20 protein-coding genes and 2 pseudogenes are annotated in these 24,152 nt (G+C 43.0%); 10 read left to right on the top strand and 12 right to left on the bottom strand.

The window, feature by feature from the left end:
- Positions 1-383 precede the first annotated feature (383 nt).
- On the top strand, positions 384-611 hold the full coding sequence (locus DP114_RS04525) for a type II toxin-antitoxin system HicB family antitoxin (RefSeq protein WP_169263634.1): 228 nt from the start codon (positions 384-386) through the stop codon (positions 609-611).
- A complete protein-coding gene (locus tag DP114_RS04520) occupies positions 604-828 on the top strand; it encodes a type II toxin-antitoxin system HicA family toxin (protein ID WP_169263635.1) in 225 nt (74 codons plus the stop codon). The genes DP114_RS04525 and DP114_RS04520 overlap by 8 nt, the downstream gene beginning before the upstream one ends.
- Here DP114_RS04520 and DP114_RS35680 read toward each other — a convergent pair.
- Genes DP114_RS35680 through DP114_RS04510 form a run of 3 tightly spaced genes read right to left on the bottom strand, consistent with a single transcriptional unit; the run spans position 825 to position 4,136 of the window.
- Positions 825-956 carry a hypothetical protein gene (locus DP114_RS35680; protein WP_256379341.1) on the bottom strand — a complete coding sequence of 44 codons (132 nt, stop codon included), beginning with the start codon at positions 954-956 and terminating at the stop codon, positions 825-827. The genes DP114_RS04520 and DP114_RS35680 overlap by 4 nt on opposite strands.
- A 23-nt stretch (positions 957-979) precedes the next feature.
- A complete protein-coding gene (locus tag DP114_RS04515; protein ID WP_169263637.1) occupies positions 980-1,717 on the bottom strand; it encodes a trypsin-like serine peptidase in 738 nt (245 codons plus the stop codon).
- On the bottom strand, positions 1,632-4,136 hold the full coding sequence (locus DP114_RS04510; RefSeq protein ID WP_172195155.1) for a CHAT domain-containing protein: 2,505 nt from the start codon (positions 4,134-4,136) through the stop codon (positions 1,632-1,634). The genes DP114_RS04515 and DP114_RS04510 overlap by 86 nt, the downstream gene beginning before the upstream one ends.
- Before the next feature lie 462 nt (positions 4,137-4,598).
- Here DP114_RS04510 and DP114_RS04505 point away from each other — a divergent pair, with 462 nt between their 5' ends.
- On the top strand, positions 4,599-6,449 hold the full coding sequence (locus DP114_RS04505) for a tetratricopeptide repeat protein (RefSeq protein ID WP_171975547.1): 1,851 nt from the start codon (positions 4,599-4,601) through the stop codon (positions 6,447-6,449).
- A gap of 113 nt (positions 6,450-6,562) precedes the next feature.
- Here DP114_RS04505 and DP114_RS04500 read toward each other — a convergent pair.
- Positions 6,563-8,050 (bottom strand): annotated as a pseudogene (locus DP114_RS04500) (phytoene desaturase family protein); the annotation flags it as partial.
- 89 nt (positions 8,051-8,139) lie between these two features.
- On the opposite strand from DP114_RS04500, the gene DP114_RS04495 reads away from it, so the two are divergent.
- Entirely contained in the window at positions 8,140-8,922 is a 783-nt protein-coding gene (locus DP114_RS04495; RefSeq protein WP_171975545.1) for an ABC transporter ATP-binding protein, read from the top strand.
- Between the two features lie 87 nt (positions 8,923-9,009).
- Positions 9,010-10,749, top strand: a complete 1,740-nt coding sequence (locus tag DP114_RS04490) for an MlaD family protein (RefSeq protein ID WP_171975544.1) — start codon at positions 9,010-9,012, stop codon at positions 10,747-10,749.
- 55 nt (positions 10,750-10,804) lie between these two features.
- Here the strand turns inward: DP114_RS04490 and DP114_RS04485 are convergent, their stop codons facing one another.
- On the bottom strand, positions 10,805-11,095 hold the full coding sequence (locus DP114_RS04485; protein ID WP_169263643.1) for a DUF3288 family protein: 291 nt from the start codon (positions 11,093-11,095) through the stop codon (positions 10,805-10,807).
- A 404-nt stretch (positions 11,096-11,499) separates the two neighbouring features.
- On the opposite strand from DP114_RS04485, the gene DP114_RS04480 reads away from it, so the two are divergent.
- The 3 genes from DP114_RS04480 to DP114_RS04470 all read left to right on the top strand — a co-directional run bounded on the left by DP114_RS04480 (position 11,500) and on the right by DP114_RS04470 (position 15,214).
- Positions 11,500-13,953: an ATP-dependent Clp protease ATP-binding subunit gene (locus tag DP114_RS04480; protein ID WP_171975543.1), complete on the top strand. Its 2,454-nt coding sequence runs from the start codon at positions 11,500-11,502 to the stop codon at positions 13,951-13,953.
- A gap of 177 nt (positions 13,954-14,130) precedes the next feature.
- On the top strand, positions 14,131-14,712 hold the full coding sequence (locus DP114_RS04475) for a Crp/Fnr family transcriptional regulator (RefSeq protein WP_169263645.1): 582 nt from the start codon (positions 14,131-14,133) through the stop codon (positions 14,710-14,712).
- A 64-nt stretch (positions 14,713-14,776) separates the two neighbouring features.
- Positions 14,777-15,214, top strand: coding sequence for an SRPBCC family protein (locus DP114_RS04470; protein ID WP_169263646.1), 438 nt, complete (start codon positions 14,777-14,779; stop codon positions 15,212-15,214).
- On the opposite strand, the gene DP114_RS04465 is transcribed toward DP114_RS04470, so the two are convergent.
- The gene (locus DP114_RS04465; RefSeq protein WP_171975542.1) at positions 15,211-15,486 is read right to left on the bottom strand and encodes a hypothetical protein; all 276 of its coding nucleotides are present in this window, start codon (positions 15,484-15,486) and stop codon (positions 15,211-15,213) included. The genes DP114_RS04470 and DP114_RS04465 overlap by 4 nt on opposite strands.
- Positions 15,487-15,839: 353 nt before the next feature.
- Between DP114_RS04465 and DP114_RS04460 the strand changes: the two are divergent.
- Positions 15,840-16,635 (top strand): annotated as a pseudogene (locus DP114_RS04460) (Rpn family recombination-promoting nuclease/putative transposase).
- Positions 16,636-16,729: 94 nt separating this feature from the next.
- On the opposite strand, the gene argB reads toward DP114_RS04460, so the two are convergent.
- On the bottom strand, positions 16,730-17,626 hold the full coding sequence (gene argB / locus DP114_RS04455) for an acetylglutamate kinase (RefSeq protein ID WP_169263661.1): 897 nt from the start codon (positions 17,624-17,626) through the stop codon (positions 16,730-16,732).
- Between the two features lie 129 nt (positions 17,627-17,755).
- Positions 17,756-18,313 carry a shikimate kinase gene (locus tag DP114_RS04450; protein ID WP_169263662.1) on the bottom strand — a complete coding sequence of 186 codons (558 nt, stop codon included), beginning with the start codon at positions 18,311-18,313 and terminating at the stop codon, positions 17,756-17,758.
- Positions 18,314-18,903: 590 nt separating this feature from the next.
- Between DP114_RS04450 and DP114_RS04445 the strand changes: the two genes are divergently transcribed.
- Complete coding sequence (locus DP114_RS04445; protein WP_169263648.1) at positions 18,904-19,095, top strand: hypothetical protein; 192 nt, start codon at positions 18,904-18,906, stop codon at positions 19,093-19,095.
- A gap of 20 nt (positions 19,096-19,115) precedes the next feature.
- Here DP114_RS04445 and DP114_RS04440 read toward each other — a convergent pair whose 3' ends face one another.
- The 4 genes from DP114_RS04440 to DP114_RS04425 form a co-directional block, all read right to left on the bottom strand.
- Positions 19,116-19,823: a LapA family protein gene (locus DP114_RS04440; protein WP_171975541.1), complete on the bottom strand. Its 708-nt coding sequence runs from the start codon at positions 19,821-19,823 to the stop codon at positions 19,116-19,118.
- A 27-nt stretch (positions 19,824-19,850) separates the two neighbouring features.
- Positions 19,851-19,991, bottom strand: coding sequence for a hypothetical protein (locus DP114_RS04435; RefSeq protein WP_171975120.1), 141 nt, complete (start codon positions 19,989-19,991; stop codon positions 19,851-19,853).
- Between the two features lie 97 nt (positions 19,992-20,088).
- Positions 20,089-20,712, bottom strand: a complete 624-nt coding sequence (locus DP114_RS04430; protein ID WP_169263650.1) for a flavin prenyltransferase UbiX — start codon at positions 20,710-20,712, stop codon at positions 20,089-20,091.
- 441 nt (positions 20,713-21,153) lie between these two features.
- Positions 21,154-23,514, bottom strand: coding sequence for a ribonuclease R family protein (locus DP114_RS04425; protein ID WP_171975540.1), 2,361 nt, complete (start codon positions 23,512-23,514; stop codon positions 21,154-21,156).
- Positions 23,515-24,152 lie beyond the last annotated feature (638 nt).

Genomic DNA, 24,152 nt, shown 5'->3' with positions numbered 1-24,152 from the left:
TACAAGTTTGCTTTACGAATTTTATTTATATTCTTTTAAGGTAGCGTGTACTAAATGTCTTTGCGAAATAGCAATCCTAAATCATTAATTGGATAGAGGAGATTTTCGCTCGAACTTTGTGCTGATGTTGTATATACAAAATTGGTATATTCATTGTGTGGATATTTGGAAGAGATTGAGTGATACAACCGCAATCAAGTGAATCGGCAAACCGAAACCGCGATGTAACCATCAACATCCCGGCGTACCAAGCACAACGTGATTTAATTGACCGTGCAGCAGAAGCGTTTGTCTAATTTGTATCCACAAATAATGTGATCACAGTTAACATCTAGATCAATAATTCTATTTTCCTAAATGCGCTGGTTCAACCAAGACAGAAAATGAAACAAACAAAACAACTCACCGCAATCATTGAGCGCGAAGGAGACGGCTATGTATCTCTGTGTCCTGAACTTGATATTGCAAGCCAAGGTAGGACAATTGAGGAAGCACGGGATAATCTGGTTGAGGCGTTAGAACTCTTCTTTGAAACAGCAGCCCCCTCTGAAATCCAAGAACGACTGCATACAGAAGTTTTTGTGACACGCCTAGAGGTAAGCCTTGGGTAAGCTGCGTATTCTTTCTGGTGGGGAAGTTTGCAAAATTCTAGAGCAGCATGGCTTTGTACAGGTACGTCAGCGTGGTAGTCATATTATTATGCAACTGCAAACAGAAGACTCAACAATAACTGTTCCTGTCCCTGATCACGATGAGCTACGTACTGGCACTTTACGGTCTATTATTCGCCAGTCAGGACTTGCTCGCACCCTTTTTGAAGTGGACTAACTAATGCCAATGTGGCGTTTGCGTAGCGCCTGCTTTGCAGCATCGCCCCTAGATGCTTTGCACCATCGCACTACTGCATTAACAGCCAAAAGAAGTGCCATCGCTCCCCACCATCGCACTCCTTTCAACTTTATCTCCTGATTCTTCCTCTCTAATTTCCTCGCAAAGCTGGTTGTATGCGAGATATCTCAACTGCGCGGTTTAATTTAAGTCCGTTAACTTTGTTCCAGCCAGAATGCAAAGCGAGAACATAATAATTACCGCCAATATTGCCGATAATTGCGCCGCCAGAAGCCCCGCCTTTAGTATCGCAGTTGTGGTACAGTAAGTTATCTTTTTGCCGGAGAATGCTGCATCCCAAGTGAACGCCAGCAGTCATGCTTTCTCCAGCTGTAAATTCTTGATATTCCTTTTGCTTGGAGTTAGGAAAATCAGCAGAATAACCAACCAGAGCAAATTTTTGAATATCCCCTACAAGGTCGAAAGATGGTAAAGATTTCAAAGGGATAACACCGTATTTTTTCCCAAGAGGTCTGTCAAGTTTGATAATAGCCCAGTCATCTACATAATCTGCCATTGTCCCGCTTTTGAAGTATGTTCCAGGCGTAACAGTGGTTGCGTAAGCGATATCATTTTTATCGCGTACTTGACCGTTAATTAAATTTGGTAGAAAGGCCATCCCCCGACTAAGTTTACCAGTTTCAGGATTAACTACGCAGTGAGAATTAGTCAACACCAAATTATCAGCTATCAGCGTACCCGTGCAACTGTAGCCTTGACCGTCAGCATCTATCCCTTCGATTTTACCAGTTGAGTATGCCGTGGGTTGCAAAAAGTAGGTAGCGGTATTGGCTAAGTTGTGGGTTAGTTGCCCAGGTATAGTTCGCATCGAAATCAAATGCATTTAATGTGTCTGACTGGGGCACTAGTTTCATAATTTCCTCAGCCTCTTTCCGCGTTCCTTCGAGTCGCGGAATATTGCCCATGTCTATGTCTCTAGTTGCCCGCGTTAAGGCAGACTTGTCTAGATCAAGTGCGGAAGATGTATTCTGGGATGCCCCACGCTGGTTATTGTTTTTGAGAGAACGGTTTTGGGTAACTCTTGTAAAACGTTTATCTTTGTTGCTAAACACTGGATCAGCAAGAATGGCTAGGGACTTTGGTGCTTTTTGCCGTCCTTTTAGTTCTTGCCGGAGAATGTCAATGGTTGTAGCGGAAGGTAAACTAACTATTTCGTGGTTGAGTAGCAATGGTTGGTAATTTTCTGCGCTAACAGATGATTTTGGCACTGTCAGCACAGTGAAAGGAATGTATTGCAATGCACCATCAGCAACAATTAGCAAGCGTTTTTGACCCAAATCTTTTGCAACAGGAGCAAGAATGAGTTGACTAAGTTGATCGGCGGCTTTTGCTGTTTGTTCTGGGGAAACTTTATTCATCCCAGGGTCTCGTAAGAGTTTGCGTAACTCCTCTACTTTTTGCTCTATTTCTTTGCGTCCTGGGAGTTTGTAGCTTTGCATAGAATTTGGAGTCACCGCCCAAAGGTAGCTGCGTTCTTCACCGAGAGAATATTGCAATAGCAGCGTGTCCTTATCTAGCTGTTGCTGAATTTGTGGCAAAGTCAGGGGGTTGGGATACTTTAAATTTGCGTATTTTGGGCTAGTGGTGCGGATTTTTACTTGCAGTTCCTGGTATTGGTTGAGGAGATTTTCAATTTCTGTTTTCAGGGCTGCGGCTTGGCGTTCGTTTGCTTCGGTATTAGACAATGATAATAACCGTTTCTGTCGCGCTTCCAAACGAAACTGTAAGCGGCGTTCTTCTGCTAACAGCTGCGAGTTAGCACCTTTGCGGATATTAGCATTAGCTTCAGTTAAAAGTTCGATCAAACCACGAGCGCGGGAGCGTTCGCTGATGTGCAGTGCAAGAGCATCATATCCTTTTGATGGATTCTTTTTGTGCAACTGCATCAACAGGTCAATGTAGAATTTGTAATAACCTTGCACTGAGGCAAAGTAGGAAGTTCGCAAGTCTTGGTTGACAACTTTCGTGCGTAAATCTTCGATAATTTCAATAGCAGCTGAGATTTGTTTGAGGGATTGTTCTAAGTTGCCTCGGTTACGTTCTAGGGAAGCTATGTTACTAAGAGTAGTAGCTTCTGCACCCCTGTCGCCCACCGCACGAAGCAGTGGAAGTGCTTGGTTGTAGAATTCAAGTGCTTTTTGTTTTTCTCCTAAAGCGGAGTAAACTAGCCCGATATTGTTGAGTGTTGTAGCTTCTCCACCCCTGTCGCCCACCGCACGAAACAGTGGAAGTGCTTGGTTGTAAAATTCAAGTGCTTTTTGTTTTTCTCCTAAAGTGTCGTAAACTCGCCCGATATTGTTGAGTGTTCTAGCTTCTCCACGCCTGTCGCCCACCGCACGAAACAGTGGAAGTGCTTGATTGTAAAATTCAAGTGCTTTTTGTTTTTCTCCTAAAGCGGAGTAAACTCCCCCGATATTATTGAGTGTTGTAGCTTCTCCACCCCTGTCGCCCACCGCACGAAACAGTGGAAGTGCTTGGTTGTAAAATTCAAGTGCTTTTTGTTTTTCTCCTAAAGTGTCGTAAACTCGCCCGATATTGTTGAGTGTTGTAGCTTCTCCACCCCTGTCGCCCACCGCACGAAACAGTGGAAGTGCTTGGTTGTAAAATTCAAGTGCTTTTTGTTTTTCTCCTAAAGTGTCGTAAACTCGCCCGATATTGTTGAGTGTTGTAGCTTCTCCACCCCTGTCGCCCACCGCACGAAACAGTGGAAGTGCTTGGTTGTAAAATTCAAGTGCTTTTTGTTTTTCTCCTAAAGTGTCGTAAACTCGCCCGATATTGTTGAGTGTTGTAGCTTCTCCACCCCTGTCGCCCACCGCACGAAACAGTGGAAGTGCTTGGTTGTAAAATTCAAGTGCTTTTTGTTTTTCTCCTAAAGTGTCGTAAACTCGCCCGATACTAAGAGAAGTAAGAGCTTGTTTTGCTTCATCCCCCACTTTCTGCCACAGTTGCAAAGCTACTTCCCATTTTTTAATCGCCTGTCTTAATGACTCTGCGCTACCTTCTTTGAAAAATGCAAGCCCTTCATCAAAAGCTTTTTGTGCTGCAGCACGAGTTGCATCTTGCGAATTTGTTACTGGCTGTTGTGCTATCTGCAAATTTGTGCTTCTAAATGTCGCCTCCACTGAGTCAGATAACAAAACCACACCCATCAACACAGCTAAACTATAACGAGAAAAATTGGAAAATGAGCAGCAAAAAATACATCGAAGCTTTTCACTTATGTTCATCTTAAAGCCTTAATAATTTATCAATAGCAGTGATGTGAATGCAAACGCAAATCCTGATATTTGTTGTTTCTTTAATTGTTTGAGAGATTCTCCGGCGAATGTAATGTTGATTGTACGACGCTCATTAACGCAAGCTAATATTGGTTTCTGTTTTCGTAACAAAATTATCAATAACCTTCAGAACATCAAGCTAATTGCAGTTTTGATGTAGCGAAAGCAGAACCCAACAAGTTGATTGATTTTCGCTTGGGTAAAGAAATGAAATGGGGAAAATAAAATAGGGATAAAAAATATAATCATTGGGAGGCAGCAGCCCACAGAAGTGCATTCCCATGCTGAGCATGGGAACGAGAGAAAACCGCCCCACCCCTTGGTAAGGGGTTGAAACCTTGGCAAGATCTTCTTCTGCAACTTAACCCAGACAGCAACTAAAATTGACATATCCCTATTCTGGTTGCTAAAGTGTCTGACTCTCTGCCGTTGCGCGAAAAGTATCTCGCCTTAATCGACGAAATTGTCCAAACCACGCTCAAGGGCAAGATTAGCTCTCAAGAGCAGGTTTATCAAATGTTGCTCAAAGGTGTGACTGCTGATACGGGGGAAGTTTTTGAACTGGTTTTGAGCGATCGCCTTAATTCCACTCAGCAACAAGTAGACACGGAAAAAGATGAACTCAAGCAAGCCAAAGCAACCCGGAGTCTGCGGGCAATCAAAACCATTCAAAGTCAATGGCAACGCGCTCAACAGCAAAATAAAACTACAGAAGCCATTGTCTCAGCATTTAGAGAAGTGACGACAGCCGAAGTCGGAAGTCGTCTGGCTGCATTCTTAGGTGCTATCGACTTCAACCGCAAGAATCCACTGAATTTGCAACAAATCCAGCAAGTGTCAAAATCCTTACAACAATTTGCCCAAGCTGATTCGGATTTCCAGGAAATATCAGATGGTATAAACCGTGGCATTATTGGTTGGCAGCGACTGCAAGACCACTTAGTCAGTTGGATGTACGAGCAAAGCCGGGAATCACTAGGATTTGGTGGTGTACCTGGAGAACGTGGTCCTTGGGCAACTTGGGCAAAGCAAGTGAATAGCGAGTTTCCTAAAGCACTGTTTCGCTACTTAGCTTTGGAGAAGTCTGCAATTGAATTTGCACAACAGCATACCAGTGTCAGCCTGCGTGATTGGGTGGAGATGGCAGTCATTTTGCAGTACTTGCAACGGGGCTTAATCAACTGGTTTGACCAACAGCCTTACAATGTTAAAGCAGGCTCTAAGTTGTCGATTTCGACTTTCTTGACGTTTGCAGTGATTTGGAGTCAACTAGCAAGTGGCTTTGGTAGTGCTGCATCAATATACAGCGCTGGTTGTTCTCAAGTGATGGTGCAAATTCTGCGAACCTTTGCACAGCGTTCATACTTTCCCTTGTACGGCGGAATTTTTGCTTCTTTTTCTGGGAAGTACTTACGAGATGCGCTGAATTATTTGGATGAACCGTTGCGTCAAGTGGAAGGAACTCAAGAAAAAGCACGAATTTTGACACTTTTAGGCTCTTCTCAACGAGCATTCGGGCAATATAAGCGTTCTGTGCAATTTCATCAACAAGCTTTGGAGATAGCACGCAGTGCAGGCGATCGCGTTTGTGAAATTGCCAATCTCAACCACCTCAGCCGTACCCACGTTGCCCAAAAAATGTATCCTGAAGCAATTGACTTTAGCCAACGCGCCTTAATACTGAGTCGGCAAACAGGCGATCGCACAGGCGAAGCAAATGCCTTGGTAAACTTGGGATACAGCGAAGTTATGCAAGCCCAGCAACTGGAACAACTAGAACCAGAAGTTTATGAGACAGCAATTAACTACTTGCAACAAGGTTTAACACTCTCGGAACGGCTGGGCGATGTTCAAAGTAAAGCTTTGTGTTTCAGTAGTTTGGGTGTAGCCTATGTCATCATCGAGCAACCTCAAACAGCAATTAAATATTTAGAAGACGGCTTTCAAGCAGCACAAATTTCTGGTGATTTGTATCTTCAAGGTTTGAACTTATCTAATTTAGGCGAAGCTTATTATTATTTACCAGACCAAGAAAAAGCAATTTATGCTGGTTGTTTGGGAATGTATTTATTAAACCAAATCGCTTCAAATGAATGGCAAAAATCTGCGGGTTGGCTCATAATTTTACAAGGACAAATAGGGGAAGAATCTTTCAGAAATTTATTGCAGAAAAATCGTTCTAAAATAATTGCTGTCATTGGTGTAGATGGGTATGATTACATTCCACAACTGTTGGAGGAATATAGGAATCCGAAGAACTGATTTGTCAAAAATTAAAGGTGTAATACCCTTTCACAAAAATCCTGATACATTTGACATCCCCTACATCCCCTACTCCCCCTACATCCCCTACTCCCCCTACTCCCCTTTTTTTACTACTTCACCAGCATATTCGCACACAAAATCCCAGACGCTGCTACTGCAGGTACACCAATTCCTGGCGTAGTGCTATCACCGACGCGATATAATCCCTGTATTGGTGTGTGTGATCCCGGAAACATGCCCTGTCCCGCTTGAATAGCCGGACCATAAGTTCCCTGATACCTTCGTAGATAATAAGCATGGGTTAAGGGTGTGCCAATAAGTTCCAACACAACACGCTCTCTGATATCTGGAATAATTTGCTCTAAGGCACGATATAAAGTTTGCGCTTTCTGTTGCTTCTTGTGTTCATATTCGTCGTTCCGTTCCCATCCCGCATATGGTTCTAGGGTGTAAGCGTGAACCACATGATGTCCCTCTGGGGCAAGTGTTGCATCCCACACACTAGGAATTGAGATCATGCAAGTATTTCCCGGTACTGTGATATCCTTGTCACTGTCGTGAACGACGACATGATGTCCTGTTAAGTTTTCCAAACCATCTGCACGAATACCTAAATGTAAATGCATAAAGCTATCAACTGGTGGTGTATTCAATGCAGCTTTGCTAAAAGACGAGGGCAAATCCTCAGGACGTAACAGTTTGGTGTAAGTGTCCCAAATACTGGCATTGGAAATCACAATGGGTGCTTTGAGGATTTCACCTTTTGTCAACTGGACACCAAGAACTTTGCGATTCTCAACTAAGATTTGCTCTACATGATGTCCCAAAAGCAACTGACTACCCCAACGTTCCAAGCCCCGCACCAAAGCCTTGACAATAGCCGCACTCCCACCCACAGGATACTCAACCCCAGCACGGGAGCGTTCACCTAACACAAAAGCTACTTCTGGAGCAATCGTGCCATGTGCTTTTAAACCAGATAGTAAAAAGCATTCTAGGTCGATAAGTCGCCGTATCCACGGGTCTTGTACTGTTGCATCCATCACAGAACCGACAGATGCTTGAACAAGAGGCAAATGAGGTACCATCTTTAACAAAGAGGGTAAGTAACGTCCGATTAATATGGGAATCACCTGCCAATCTGCTCGTAAAGCTAGGGTAGGAATACCTTTCATCGCGTCGTACAATGGTAACAAGCGTTCCTCAAAGCGCTTGAGTTCCTTCGCTCCTTGGGGCGTAATTTTCGCAATTTCTTCACGAGTTAGGTCAGCGTTACTATAAACAGGTAAACTCGCTTCAGGAAAATGGTAGAGTCCAAGGGGGTCGTAAGGTACAGATTCTAAAGATTCGCCCAAAACGTCAAGAACTTGTTTGACGGGATTCAAACTTCCGGTACTTGTCAGACCACAATAGAATGAGGGACCGGAATCAAATTCAAATCCCCGTCGTCTGAAGGTATGAGCAGCACCCCCAGGGATTGTATGGCTTTCACAGACAATTACTCGCTTACCGTAACGAGCAAGTAATGCAGCAGCTGTTAACCCGCCAATACCACTACCGATAACAATGACATCACTATCCTGCATTTTTGTTATTTGTCCGCTGCTTTGCGAAGTCCAGGGTCAAGAGTTCAAAATTTAGAGTAACTTATTTTAACTAATGACTAATGTCTAATGACTAATGACTAATGACTGAACCTTTGATTGAACTAAAAGGCGTTTCTAAATCCTTTGGTAGCAATAAGGTTTTAGATAACGTGGATTTGACGATTTACCGAGGCGAAGCACTAGGAATTATCGGTCCTAGTGGAACTGGTAAATCAACAATTTTACGGGTGATTGCTGGGTTAACAGCTCTTGATTCTGGGGACGTTTTTATTAAAGGTGTGCACCGAGAAGGATTGATTGAAGATGGGACAGATCCACTTGGTATTGGTATGGTGTTTCAGCAAGCGGCGTTGTTCGATTCTTTAACGGTGGAGGAGAATGTGGGTTTTTCACTTTATCAATACTCAAAACTGCGGCGTTCTCGGATTCAAGAACTTGTTCATGAGAAATTGGAGATGGTGGGGTTATCAGAAATAGGCGATCGCTACCCAGCCGAACTATCTGGAGGTATGCGAAAACGAGTCAGCTTTGCTCGTGCTATTATGTCTAACCCCGATAATCCCAAATCAGCTCCAGAAGTTTTACTGTACGATGAACCAACAGCCGGACTTGATCCCATTGCTTCTACTGTGATAGAAGATTTGATTCGGCAGTTGCAATGTATACAGGGAAGCTGTAATACCTACGCTATTGTCACTCATCAACAAAGCACTATTCGTCGCACAGCTGACAAGGTGGTGTTTCTCTACGAAGGTAAAGTGCAATGGGAAGGTAGTGTCAGTGAAATAGATACTACAGACGATCCTTTGATTCGACAATTTATTAGTGGAAATGTTTCTGGACCAATTCACATTGCTGGTTAGAGTAATTTTGGATTTGGGATTTTAGATAGAAGAAAAACCTACAACCTCAAATCTACAATCTAAAATCCATAGCTGAGGAAAAAGAAAATGCGAGGTTTATTAACAAGCCGCTTCGCCTCTGCGCGAACTTTTCGAGAAGGTTCTGTTGGGTTGTTGCTTTTGTTGGGACTGGGAGTGTTTGGGTTAATCATATTATGGCTAACTAAATTTAGTCTTGATCGTAATTCATACAAAGCTATTGTGGAATTTGCGAATGCAGGCGGTATTCAAAAAGGAGCACCAGTCCGGTACAGGGGTGTAAAAGTAGGCACCATTTCTGCCATTCGACCAGGAGCAAATAACGTTGAGGTGGAAATTGAAATTACCAAACCCAAGCTGATTATGCCTAGCAATGTCTCAGTTGAAGCTAATCAGTCTGGATTGATTGGCGAAAACATTCTTGACATCACACCCAAAACGGAGCTCCCTCCTGGATCTGTAGTAGGCAAACCCTTAGATAAAAATTGTAACCCTCAAATTATTGTCTGTAATAATTCTCGCTTAAAAGGTCAGATTGGAATCAGTACAGATGAACTTATTCGTTCAAGCACTCAGTTAGCAACTGTATACAGTGACCAGAAATTCTACAGTAATGTGAATAGAGCTGTAGAAAATACTGCTGTTGCTGCTGCAAATATTGCTGAGTTAAGTCGTAACTTCACTGTTTTAAGCAAAAACCTTCAACAACAACTAAACTCCTTTTCAGCGACGACTAATACAGTTCAAAAAGCAACAACTCAACTGAGTGCATCCAGTACTAAAACTCTGAGTCAATTCGGTAATACTGCAGACCAATTTAGTTCCACCGCAAAAGAACTTCGTTTAACAAACACTCAAGTTAGTAAGCTGATTAATAATCTTGATAATCTAGTTACTAGCAACCGCTCTTCACTTGTTGCAGCCTTAAACAATATCACCGAAACTAGCAATCAATTACGTAAAACAGTTAGCAGTCTTTCACCTGCTGTTAATCGTGTAACTCAAGGAGAATTAATCAAAAATTTAGAAACTTTGTCTGCAAATGCTGCACAAGCTTCTGCTAATTTGCGCCAAATCTCCAACAGCCTCAACAACCCTAATAACGTGGTGGTTCTGCAACAAACTTTAGATTCTGCACGGGTGACATTTGAAAACACCCAAAAGATTACATCTGATTTAGATGAGTTGACAGGAGATCCAGCTTTTCGGAAAAATTTACGACAACTTGTTAATGGTTTAAGTAGCTTGGTCTCCTCCACACAGCAGATACAAGAGCACACACAAATTGCTAGTACTCTAGACTCAGTCAAAGCTGTTGTTAACAATTCTAATGTGGCAATTTCCGTACCCAAGACAAACCAAGAGCAGACGTCATTTAGTATGCCATTGACAGTTACCAAAAGTGCTGAGAAAACGTTTCAACCTAGCACTATTACTGTGACGAATTCCACCCCAAGCACTCGTCAACAGCAGATGATGTTCGATCTCTCACCTGGTGCAGCCAAAAGTGCTGAGAAAACCTTTCAGCCTACTACTATTACTGTGACGAATTCCACCCCAAGCACTCGTCAACAGCAGATGATGTTTGATCTCTCACCTGGTGCGACTAAAAGTGCCAAGAAAACGTTTGAGCCTACTACTATTACTGTGACGAATTCCACACCAAGCACTCGTCAACAATCAGTTGATACTAAGAGTGCTAGTAAGCAGCCTCAACCTACTAGTGTTGAGGTGACTCCCTCTTTAGCTCAAGAAAACCTGTTGAGGAAATTGAGGGAACATCGTCAGCAGGAGAAGTTGGGAGAGTAGAGGACAAACCTAGGAAAATCCCAGAACTTGGAGGTTTTTCCAATTCTTGCCAGTACTAATTCCAATCTTCTTCTTCTTTTTTCCCGCGACTTTTGTAAATACCCCCACGACTGTGTAAGGCGCGTGTTTTCTCAAAAAGTTCCTCTTCGCTTAGATTCCACTGCACCAGAATCTTATCCAAATCGCTTTGAATATCTCTTGCACCAGGAAAACTGGAATAGCGAATTCGCAATCTAGCTAATTCTGCTAAATTATAATCAGTTGCCTCACCAACCAATAAATTCTCAATGATGGGGCGATCGCGATTGTACAACGGGTGCTGTTGGTCTTTATTAGCTTTACTCATCACAGATTCTAGGTTCTCTACGGGGAGTTGTAAGTGAAGCGCTCTTTGTTGTAATATAAACTACTACTCACCATTAACTCCTGACTACTAATTATTATCCGTCTGTTCGCTTGTATTCGCGCTCCTGACGGGTAACACGCCTAAACTCTTACGGCTCTCACTACTGTCACTCGACTTTAAATAAAGATACATTATCTATAAGAAAGTACACAAAAATTCAGGTGAGGGTGAATCTTAGATAGTGATGAGTGCGAATTGTGTGCTGAGTGACGAGAACCGAGTGCTAAATAAAATGTATCAAACTAGCACCCGCCATTCACATTCCTCAGAACTACCGTCAAGCTTCATTCTCTATACTACTGAAATCACCTTTAGCCCAAGCAGCAAGGGAGCACAAACCCAATATGTTTGAACACTTCACATCCGAAGCCATTAAAGTTATTATGCTAGCCCAGGAAGAGGCGCGCCGCCTGGGACACAATTTCGTAGGGACGGAGCAAATTCTCCTCGGGCTGATTGGAGAAGGATCAGGGGTTGCTGCCAAAGTGCTGACCGACTTGGGCGTTACCCTCAAAGATGCACGTCGCGAAGTCGAAAGAATTATAGGTCGGGGTTCTGGTTTTGTACCCCCGGAAATTCCTTTTACTCCCAAGGTGAAAAGTTTATTTGAGCAAGGCTTTAAGGAAGCTCGCAGCCTGGGAAATAATTATATAGGTACTGAACACTTACTCTTGGGATTGACTGAAGCTGGTGAGGGTGTCGCCGCTAAAGTCCTGCAAAATTTGGGGCTTGATTTGTCGCAAATCCGTACTGCAGTGATTCGTCAGTTGGGTGAGGCGACATCTGTTTCCGGTTCCCGTGGCGGCGGTTCAAAACGTACCCAAAATTTAACTTTAGAGGAATTTGGTAGAAATCTTACCAAACAAGCGCAAGAAGGCAATCTCGACCCTGTTGTCGGTCGTGAGAAGGAAATTGAGCGTGCTGTCCAGATTTTGGGACGCCGCACTAAGAATAATCCTGTGCTGATTGGGGAACCAGGTGTTGGTAAAACAGCGATCGCCGAAGGTCTTGCCCAACGCATTGTAAACCAAGATGTTCCCGACATTCTACAAGACAAACAAGTCATCAGCCTCGACATGGGGTCACTAGTGGCTGGTACTCGCTTCCGTGGCGATTTTGAAGAACGCCTCAAGAAAATCATGGATGAAATCCGCACAGCGGGTAATATCATCCTGGTGATAGATGAAGTTCACACTTTGGTTGGTGCAGGTGGCACAGAAGGTGGTATGGATGCAGCTAACATCCTGAAACCCGCATTGGCACGAGGTGAACTCCAGTGTATTGGCGCAACCACTCTTGATGAGTACCGTCAACACATTGAGCGCGATGCAGCCCTAGAGCGTCGTTTCCAACCGATTATGATCGGTGAACCATCGGTTGAAGAAACCATCCAGATATTATACGGGTTGCGCTCTGCTTACGAGCAGCACCACAAAGTTCAAATCTCTGATGCGGCTGTTGTTGCTGCAGCTAACTTGTCAGATCGCTACATTAGCGATCGCTTCTTACCTGATAAAGCCATTGACTTGATTGATGAAGCAGGTTCTCGTGTTCACCTACGGAACTCTATCAAGTCCGAAGATCGCGAACTCAAGCGCGAATTGGCGCTAGTGACTAAGCAAAAACAGGAAGCTGTTAAAACTCAGGACTTTGATAAAGCTGGTAAACTGCGCGATCAAGAGTTGGAACTCGAAACAAAATTGCGCCTTGCACAAGATGCTCAATCTGTCAATAGCCCAATTGTTGATGAGGAAGATATTGCTCAGATTGTCGCTTCTTGGACTGGTGTCCCAGTCAACAAGTTGACTGAATCGGAATCAGAGATGCTGCTGCACTTAGAAGACACTCTTCACCAGCGTCTCATCGGTCAAGAGCAAGCAGTGACTGCAGTTTCTAAATCCATCCGTCGCGCTAGAGTTGGGTTAAAGAATCCTAACCGACCGATTGCAAGCTTTATCTTCTCTGGTCCCACAGGAGTTGGTAAGACAGAACTAGCTAAAGCATTGGCTTCTTACTTCTTTGGTGCTGAAGATGCGATGATTCGTGTGGATATGTCCGAATTCATGGAACGCCACACCGTTTCTAAGCTGATTGGTTCACCTCCTGGTTTCGTTGGATACGACGAAGGCGGACAACTGACTGAAGCAGTACGGCGCAAACCCTATACGGTAGTGCTTTTCGACGAAATCGAAAAAGCGCATCCCGATGTGTTCAATATGCTGCTGCAAATCTTGGATGACGGTCGTCTTACTGATGCGAAAGGTCGGACTGTGGACTTCAAGAACACGCTGATTATCATGACCTCTAACATCGGTTCTAAGGTGATTGAAAAAGGTGGCGGCGGTTTGGGCTTCCAGTTTAGCGAAGATGAAGCTGAGGCGACTTACAACCGCATCAAAATGCTGGTGAATGAAGAACTGAAATCATACTTCCGTCCAGAATTCCTCAACCGTCTTGATGAGATTATTGTCTTCACTCAACTTAAGAAAGATGAAGTTAAGCAAATTGCTGATATAATGCTGCGCGAAGTAGGAAGCCGCTTGACTGAGAAGGGAATAAGTTTGGAAGTGAGCGATCGCTTCAAAGACCGTGTACTACAAGAAGGCTACAACCCCAGCTACGGCGCAAGACCGTTACGTCGGGCGATTATGCGCCTCTTGGAAGATTCTCTGGCTGAAGCCATGCTTTCAGGTGAGATTACAGAAGGTGACACAGCTATTGTGGATGTGGACGATGACGGTCAAGTCAAAGTCAACAAGTCTGAGAAGCGAGAGCTGTTACTGGCAAATCTTGGCTAAGATTCGGTAAAATATCGCTTTTTGGAGTCACATTCTGAATAGATGCGCTTTTGAATTGACTCTGTATACACATCTGGTGTAGGGTGGGCATGGGTTATGCTCACCCTATTCTTGTCAAGATGACTTTTTTGCCAAAGAAGATGTTCAGGCATCAGAAGCTCAAGATTAGATTGCCAAATGTACGAACCGTTGCGCTTGTTTATTCAGGAAATTTCTCCTAACTTCAAAATTGACTGGATACTGGTTGAACCTCTTTTAGAGTCAAGAAAGCTTAATAAGGGAGAGTTCCTGTTTCGAGAGGGTGATATTTGTGAGTTTGTTGGTTTGACGCTAAAAGGCTGTCTAAGAATGTTTTTTCTAAAAGACGGCAAAGAACTGACGTTGTTTTTTCATCCTGAAAATCATACCTTAGGTGACTACGAAAGTTTCCGGCTGCAACGTCCCGCTTGTTTTTCCTGTCAGGCGATTGAAGATTCACAAGTGTTAATTGTGAATCAACAGGTTATTCAAGCCTTAGAGTCAGCGCCGGATGGTCAGAAGTTATTGCGGCTGATAGTAGAATATTTAGCTTTTCGGTTGCGTGATCGCCTAATGTCTTTGTACCGGGATACTCCTGAACAGCGTTATCTTCACCTACTCAAGACTGAGCCACATCTATTAGAGCGCATTCCGCAACACTATCTTGCGTCGCATCTTGGTATTGAACCGGAATCGCTAAGCCGTTTGAAGCGGAGAGTTTATCACAGGGGTATTTCTTAACCCAAGTCAATGCAGGGGGTGATATGCGCCTTGTAGTATGAGACTGCCGCAACAGAGATACATTATGGAAATTAACTCCAAAGCACCAGCTATTTCTCGACATGAAATTATGATTAACGCCTCAAGCGAGACGATATGGCAGACCCTTACTGACATCAATCATTGGAATGTTTGGTATCCGAATATTTCAGAGTCCAAACTAGAAGGACTGCTTGAGCCTGGTTCTGTATTTCGTTGGAAATCAGGTGGGACTGCTATTCTATCAACACTACAAGAAGTTGAACCATCACGTCGAATTAGCTGGACAGGTAAGGCAATAGGCACGCAAGCCATTCACATATGGATACTTGAACCGCATGAAAAAGGTGTGCTCGTCAGAACTGAGGAATCATTTGAAGGTTGGTTGGTACGTCTGTTAAGAGGCATGATGCAACAGATGCTTGATACGTCGCTTCAAACATGGTTACAACATCTCAAACAGAAGGTTGAACAGGCAGCCTAACAACTGTGTTGCTGCGGGTCGTAATTTGCCAGTACATGAAATTGCAGAGGGTGATCCCAATCGGGGATTTTGATCAGCACTTCATCGTGATACTCATAGTCCAAAATCTTCAGCCAAAGATTGGGATGCACCTCAATGTCTCGTACATAACCTGTACCAAGCTGCCTAGGTATTTGACCAACAAATTCATGAGGTTCTGGATTTTGCAAAGTATTTTGGTCAGCTTCTGCCCATAGTTCCAGCTCTTCTTTCATGGTTAGGGTAATGGTCATAGTTAGAATTAAATAATAAAATTTATCATTTATCAAAAAGTATACAGTAAGGGCGATCATCGCCCCTAATCTCATCCAACAATGTAATACTGAATCTGCGTTCATCAAGTTAAAAACTTGATTGGTTAGCGTTGCTGAATGAGAGTTTTATATTAGACATCTCCGAAAAAGAATGTAGAGACGTTACATGTAACGTCTCTACAAGGGTTTCAGGTAACGCATCATTAATTTCTGGAGATGTCTCTTTCTAAGTTTTGCAAAAAAGGTACAAGAGTCATTCATACTGCTATTAAGCAGTGGCGATCTTTTAGAGTTGCGCGCTAAGACAAACTCATTCCCCTGAAAAACTAGCCTTGAAAACAGACAGTATTTTTTATCGTATCTTCCAGAGCATCCCTAGCACTTTCTTTGAACTGATTAACCAACCACCACAATTAGCTCAGGCTTACCAATTTTCTTCAGTAGAAGTCAAACAACTGGCATTTAGAATCGATGGTGTTTTCTTACCAAACGCAGCAGAACTACTTACCCATCTATTTTGTGGAGGTGCAATTTCAACCAGACAAAAAATTCTACTCACGTTTATTCACAGAAATCTTTAACTATCTCAATCAAACTGAATTAACTAATACTCTTGCTAGTGTGATCATCTTTCCTAACCGTAGTGTTGACAATGGAGATACACAAAGATACGCAGAATTATTTAATTCACCCAGAGTGAGTCGTGTCTATCTTGATGAATTAAGCTCAATAGGGACATCATCAATCGGGATTGATACAGTTAAACTAATCATCGAACCAGAATCAACAGCGACAATAAAAGCTACACAGATAGTAAACAGCGCTCGAAAAGAAATTAGAGATGCCGCCCAACAGAGGGAAATTATAGAATTGATAGAGACGATATTAATTTATAAATTGCCGCGCTTGAGCCGGGAGGAGATCGGAAAAATGTTCGGATTAAGCGAGTTAAAACAAACTAGATTTTACCAAGAAGTTTTTGCAGAAGGCAAAGAAGAAGGCAAAGAAGAAGGGAAGTTGGAAACGCTACCCCAGTTATTGGCGTTGGGGTTGAGTATTGAGCAGATAGCCCAAGCGTTAGGTTTGGACGAACAAGTTGTTAGGCAAGCTGCACAAACGAAATCGTAAGCATTATCAACTCTCAGCTACCGTTGTTATGGATTTTACCGCAATATGCGTACGACGACTTGTGCAAGCCTGCTGCAACATTTGAACTAATATTCTAAGTTGTAAACTGGGAGCCAACAAGCATTGTACCGATACCAACATCAGTGAAGATTTCCAGTAGCAGTGCGTGTGGAATGCGACCATCAATGATATGAGCTGCACGGACTCCTTGGGCCAGCGATCGCACACAACAATTAACTTTAGGAATCATCCCACCACTAACAACACCTGTTGTAATCAACTCGCGTGCTTCTTGAATGTCTACTCTTTGAATCAGGGTAGAAGGATCTTTATAATCTTTGAGAATTCCCCTGGTATCCGTCAGCAAAATCAACTTTTCCGCCCCTATTGCTGCTGCTATCTCTCCTGCAACAGTATCTGCATTAATATTGTAAGGTTGTCCTGTCTCGTCTGCTGCAACGCTAGACACGACAGGAATATAGCCATTATTAACTAGTGTTTCCAAGATTTTGGTATCGACAGAGCAAACTTCTCCCACAAAACCGATACCTTCTTCACCTTGAGGTCTAGCCCTGATTAAGTTACCATCTTTGCCGCACATTCCCACTGCTGAACCACCAGCTTTGCTAATCAAGGTAACTATTTCTTTATTAACTCGACCAACTAACACCATTTCCACAACATCCATTGTAGGAGCATCAGTCACTCGCAAACCATTTTTAAATTGGGCTTCGATTCCCAGTTTACCCAGCCAACTATTAATTTCTGGTCCACCGCCATGCACCACAATTGGTCGTAAACCAACACAAGATAGGAATACGATGTCACGGATGACTTTATCTTTAAGATTACTATCTTTCATTGCCGCGCCACCGTATTTGACGACAATGGTTCGACCACTAAATTGTTGAATATAGGGTAGTGCTTCGCTTAGCACTTCTACCCGGCTGGCGGCATCCTGCTTGATCATGTACTCAGTTTCGCTGACCATCATGGGAAGCTATTGTATAGATATTGCGGTTTTAGTTTCGCTCAAGAAAATCCTAATATTATAGTTAAAGTATTATCTACCTACAAAATTAAAATTTTCATATTTACTAAAAATTGTTAACTTTTATGATTATTCAGTAGACAAAACTCCAGGTTTAAGAACGCTAGGAATTTGCTCTATAATTTTTGTGGCAATTTCTTCTGGGGTTTCTCCTTCGTTTACGGTAATTCGCAAATCTGCTTGTCGGTAAAGATGTTGTCTTTGTTCCAGGAGAAATTGCAGCTTTGCCTTGCGGTCAACATTTTGCAGCAGTGGTCTTGTTGTATCTTCTGCTAATCGAGCGCAAAGTATTTCCACTGATGCATCCAGCCAGACAATTAAACCATGGTGTAGGTAACTCCAGTTTTGTTGCTGTACGACAATACCTCCACCTGTTGCGATGACAAGCTTGGTGAAAGCACAAACTTGTGAGAGTACCTGACTTTCCAATTGGCGAAACGCTGGTTCTCCAAGTTCGGCAAATAATTCAGTTATCGATTTTCCACCGCCAGCCTTCTCTACACAAGTGTCAATATCAACAAATCCGTAACCCAAATGCTGCCCTAATAAGCGTCCTACAGTCGTTTTGCCAACGCCCATCATGCCAATTAGGTACAGATTAACGCCTTTTAACAAGTCAATAGTCATGTTTGTTTGTAGTTGCGCTTCAGCATTAAGACGAACTACTTCTGACTCTACTTTAAATCTATTTTTAGCTTCTGTAAATTCCTTGTCTACTTTATTGAAACGACATACCATCACTACCGTTATTTATTTCAAGTTGCTGAACCAAAAAATATAATTATTATTTATAAAAAATTAGCTTTTAAATGCAATGAACTTATATCATTTTAGTAATATTTGTTAGGTTACTTGCCTATTGTTACTTGCGTATTTTTGGGCTTATATACAAATTCAATAAATCTTGATTGAAACTTTATCGTGATTATGTCGGTCAACATATACGAGCGTGACTACCACTGAACGGTACACTTGTGTGTACGAAATAAGACCATACTTATCACGACACTACATTGGTGTCACACGAATGAGTTGCACTAACTTGTAGTCAACAAACCAGTGTTTTCGATCAAGGTGTAAAAGATGACAACATTTCATAACAAATACAAAAAATATCTCTTAACTAAGCCGTTGAGGCACAAAGCCATTGCATATTTTATCAAGAACAACCTGATTAAATAACTGTGCCATAACTGTGGTCGTTTGAGGTTTCAACCATGATTCGGATTCGAGATGTTGTGCAAAAAGCTTTAGCAACTGGCTATTTGACCGTTGAGGCAGAAAATGAATTGCGACAGCTGCTGACAACCCGGTATGATCTTGAAGATTTAAATGCTTTCATGACCTTGCAGGAAGCTGCCATGACCGGAAAAGTTAAGCAGGAGTCACGTGGGGGATGTGGAATTTAATAGGTAGTATTCTATTCTACTCAACGACGGGGACGCTTGTCTTGATCTTCAATATCCTCATCGAGAAATCCCCAATCATCATCCTGAGCTTGATTGGTTTGAGCTTGATTGGTCGTTGGTGGTTGATAAGGGGGGATAATAACTCGATAATCAGCATCGTAAACGGATTCAGTTTTCCCGACGCCAGAATTTTTCGGTTCGCGGTAGCTGTAGGAGTAAGCTGAATCTGACTTGTTAGTGCTTGATGGTTGTTGTTGAGGTTCATAAGTCTTAGAGTCCCTCACCTGTGTGTTTTGAGAATTGGGTGTAGGTGCTTGTTCTTTTTTTTCTTCAAAGTCCCAATCATCTGTGCTGTTATCTGTTTCCCAATCATTAAGTGGATCACTATTTCGTGTTGACTCACTTTTACGACTTGATGATGAAGGAGAAGGACGAGGTGTTGGTTCTTCCTTAGGAGTTTGACTCTTTGCTGTGGAAGTTGTGGCTGTTCTGACTGGGGTTTGACGTTGTTGTCCCGCGAAAAAGTTAGAGAAGTTAAATAAGCTTGTGACGAATACAGTGGTAAAAGCACCCGCTGTAGTACTGAATAAAATCCAAATCGCCAGTGGTAATGCTTTAGATTTCATTCCCAAAAATACCAATGGGAGGACAGGTGACAAGTTTTGCACCACTAAAAGCGTTAGTCCTCCTAACACGGTCATTAACAAAAATAAACGAAATACAGCCATAGTTGTTTAGTCATTAGTCATTAGTCATTAGTCATTAGTCATTAGTGAGACCAGTGCTGCGGGAGGGTTTCCCTCCGCAGGCATCTGGTGAGTCCAGCGCTGCGGGAGGGTTTCCCTCCGCAGGCGACTGGCGAACCCGAAGGGCGAACCCGAAGGGTCATGAGCCATTAGTCAAATTTTGACTTTTGACCTTTACGGGGAAGATCTCCTGTCTCGCTGTGATAGCCCTGCGGGTAACTCAATAGCCCTATCTCCCCTATTTTGACTAATCTTGACGACCTTGCCATCTTTGAATAGGTATACAATCGATATCTAGTTGATCCAATGCACGGGCAACCACAAAATCAACTAAATCCTCAATGGTTTTGGGATTGTGATACCAGGCAGGAATGGCAGGAACAATTCTGGCTCCGGCTTCGGCTAAAGTCGTTAAATTACGAAGGTGAATTAAGCTAAAGGGAGTTTCACGAGGAACGAGAATCAATTTTCGTCCCTCCTTAAGTTGGACATCCGCTGCTCGTTCGAGTAAGTCGGAACTTAAACCAGCTGCCAGTTTGGCTACAGTAGCCATACTGCATGGCATCACAATCATTCCTAGAGTGCGAAAGGAACCACTGGCAATGTTTGCCCCAACATTACTCCAAGAATGACAACATAGTTTGCCGATCCCTTCGACTCCGGTTTGCTGTCGCCAAAATTGCTCTTGTTGAGTCGGTTCTGGTGGCATACGAATATTCTGCTCAGATTGCCAAACCATGTAAGTTGACTTGGAAGCAACTAATTCAACTGCATACTCAGCTTCTAGCAGAAATTTAAGAGCACGAACCGCGTAAATCAGACCAGATGCACCTGATACGCCTAAAATGAGTGGTTTTGTATGAATTGACACGTATTTTTATAGCAAGACTTACTGGAGATTGGAAATTAGGAATGTTGTTACTTCTTAATTGTTAGTTGTTAATTATTAAGTAGTTCAATAGTGCGGAGTGCAACCCAAGGGGTGTTAGTGGGAATTGAGATCCCCACTAATTTTTTCCCCTAGGCGCGACGCCACAATAAGTGTGTTCGCGTAGCGTCTTTGTCAGGAAAGGGAAACAAGGACTATGGCACAAAGTGCTACGCTACGCGCTTGCTGTACTGGCTCACGCCACATGCCTCAACGCTTAAAGTCGCGGACGGCAGTGGCTCCCCTATTGCCTTATCCCCCATACTCTTAGTTTTTGACAAAATATCAAAAACCAAAAACACAAAATTTTTTGAATCAGCGTAAAATGGGTGCCCGTAGCGGCTCAGGGCATATTTTGAATTCCGTAAAGCGGTGCTCGTCTTTTTATTCCTCCTCAGGATACAGGTCTAACTCATCAGGCTCAATAGTTTCATGTGATAAGTAAAGGTTTGTATCTTCTCCATTCGAGAAGCTGACATCTTTACCAAAAACTGGCATGCCATCGCTGCCAACAGTGACTAAATCGATTTGCTGGCGATAATAATCAACACTCTTAACCTGTACAGCTACGCGATCGCCTAATCTATAGGATGCACGATTTTTGCGACCAAATAACGCCTGCTGTCTGGCGCGATACTCATACCAATCGTCTTTGAGAGAACTGACGTGGACAAGTCCTTCTACTCGTAGAGGTACGCGAGGATTGCTAACTGAGTTTGACACAGTTGGTGGAACTTCAATTTCTACAAAGAACCCGTAGGACTGCACACCTGTGATCACACCAGTGAAAACTTCGCTGATACGCTGTTTCATCAGTGAGGCTCTTTGCAATCCTGCTAAATCGGCTTCTGCTTCTTGAACTTCTTTTTCTCTATCGTTGAGCTGAATAATCACCCTTGTCAAATCGCTTTGGAGTTCTTGTTGCAATTCTGGCGGTAGGACGTTCCAGTTGATTTCACCGTGGCTGTTTGAGTGGCGCAGGTTAACACGCTCTTTGACACGGGTGGTGCGGCGATCGCGTCCGTGTTCAAGTAATGTATAAAATACCCTTTGCATCAGTAAATCTGGGTAACGCCGCAAAGGAGAAGTGAAATGAACGTACTCTGGTAAAGACAAGCCAAAGTGAGGTCCTTTGGTTGTACTATACGTAGCTGGCTTGAGTGTATCTTGCAACAAATAGGTCAGAACTTGCTCGGATGCTGAATCTGCGAAAACTCTGGTCAACTGTTGATAGTCGAGGGGTTGGACATCTGTTTCTGGATCTAGTGACAATTCGACGCCCAAGTTAATTGCTAATTTCAGCATTTCTTGCACATCTTCGGCATCAGGTGCGCTTTGAACTCGCCAAATAGCTGGGATACCCAAAGCATTAAAGTGGGTTGCTATAAGTTGGTTAACCAGTAGCACAAACTCAGTTAACAAGGAGTGCACAGGTAAGTCATTCACCATCACACACCCCATAGCGCCTTCATCATAGTATGGGTTTTGGTTTGGTGGCAAATTTAACTGCAAGCACCCACGGTTCGATCGTACCTCTTTTAACAAGTAGCGCAAACTATCGAGTTGTTGCACCATCTCTACAAAGGAGGATGAGACTTTGGTTGACTCGTTTGTGAGAATTGCTTCTACTTGTTCTTCACTCAGTGAGGCGTCTACTTTGACAACGCTGGGTTGTACTTCCCATTCTCCAACTTGTCCTGATTTTGAATCAATTGTTATTAAGAATGAAATCGCTAAGCGATCGGTTTTAGGTACTAAAGCACAGCGTTCAGCAACACCTTCTGGCAACATTGACAGTACCAGTTCTCCCAGATAAACTGAGCGACCGCGCTTTAGTGCTTCTCGGTCTAGGGCTTCGTCTGGTTGAATAAAATGAGAAAGATCTGCAATATGAAAGCCCAACTGCCAATGTTCTTCGCTTGTTTTTTCCAAGGTGAAAGCATTTTCGACCATCGTTGAGTCATTACTGTTGCCAATAATACTCAATGTTAACAGAGGTCGCAAATCGAGGCGATTCTTTAAATCAGCTTTTAGCAGCTTTTTGGGTAATTTTGAGGCTGCTTCCTGTACGGATTCTGGAAAAGTACGAGAAAGATCATGCTTACAGGTGACTAAATCGATGTCCGCCGCCGCTTCAGCATCACTGCCAAGAATTTGTACTACCCGACCAAGTGGAGGATATTGTGCTAGTGGGTAACGTAGAACTTCCACATGAGCTAGGTGGTCAATTGCTTGTTCCAACTTAGCGCTGTTTAGTTGCAGTTTGAGTTCAAACAGTAATCTATCATCCAAAGGTACAGCACGAAATCCACTTTCTACTTGCTTAATCCGCGCTAGTAAAGTGTGATTGGAGCGTTCTAAGATTAACTTAACCTCTCCTTCTGGGGAGCGACGACGACTACCTTCTTTGAGAACTCTAACCAAAACGCGATCGCCATTCCAGGCGTTACTGAGATGACTTTCGCGGATGTAAATATCTTCGGAACCTTCCACGTCTTGAATTGCAAAGCAAAAGCCTTTACTGGAACAACGGAGTTTTGCTTCAATCAGCCCTTCTTCTGTGACTCGACGATATTTGCCACGTTCTTTGATTAAAACCCCGATTTTTTCCAGTATCTCTAAAGCAATATGAAGTTTTTGTAAACTAACTTCATCTTCACAACCAAGTTTCTTTTCCAAGAGTTTACGAGCCACCAATTTATCATCAGTGAAATTGGCGAGAAGTGTAGCGATTGAAAATTCCATGCAGTGAACCGGCCTTTGGTCAAAAGATCATTTTTTTTTTCTGGTTTTTTGCTCGTGTACCCTCACGACTACAAACACCCTTGGGCAAACGAATTGCCCAATCATAGAGGGCACTGCACGAACATTTCAGAGTGTTGATGTGTCCAAGCTCCTTGTTCAAGACTATCTTCCAAAGTACGCCCGTTTGAGATTTTGCCCCCTTGCTAATAACGTAACGGGTTTTTAAGTGACGTACGTTGCACAATTCTCCACGCTGCCCAAAAGCTCTCTTTAGGGAAACTGCAGGTGTTCGATTGTCTTGTGTGAAGGTACTTCTACGCCATGTAACTCTGATTTTTAACTAGGAGAAACTGCCGATATATCTAATTGACCCATATGTAGGATCGGAAACAATTAGCTCAGCAGTCCATAATAGGTGAGGATGAACCATTACTTCATTATTGTAGATATATAGCGCACTTACAGGAAATAGTTCCACATCACTAATTAGGTAATTAGTATAGCAGCAAGCATGAAATCGCTCTTCCTCAACAAGCACTCAGGAAAAATTTACCCCAAAAGCTCATGCTACAATCAGGGCACGGATGAAGTCAGTCGTCGGTCATCGGTTATCTGTAAGCAGGCGGATGAAACTCCTT

The organism is Brasilonema sennae CENA114 (genome assembly GCF_006968745.1).
Lineage (GTDB): Bacteria > Cyanobacteriota > Cyanobacteriia > Cyanobacteriales > Nostocaceae > Brasilonema > Brasilonema sennae.
The sequence above is the reverse complement of the archived record's forward strand: the minus strand, read 5'-3'. Positions and strand labels throughout refer to the sequence as shown.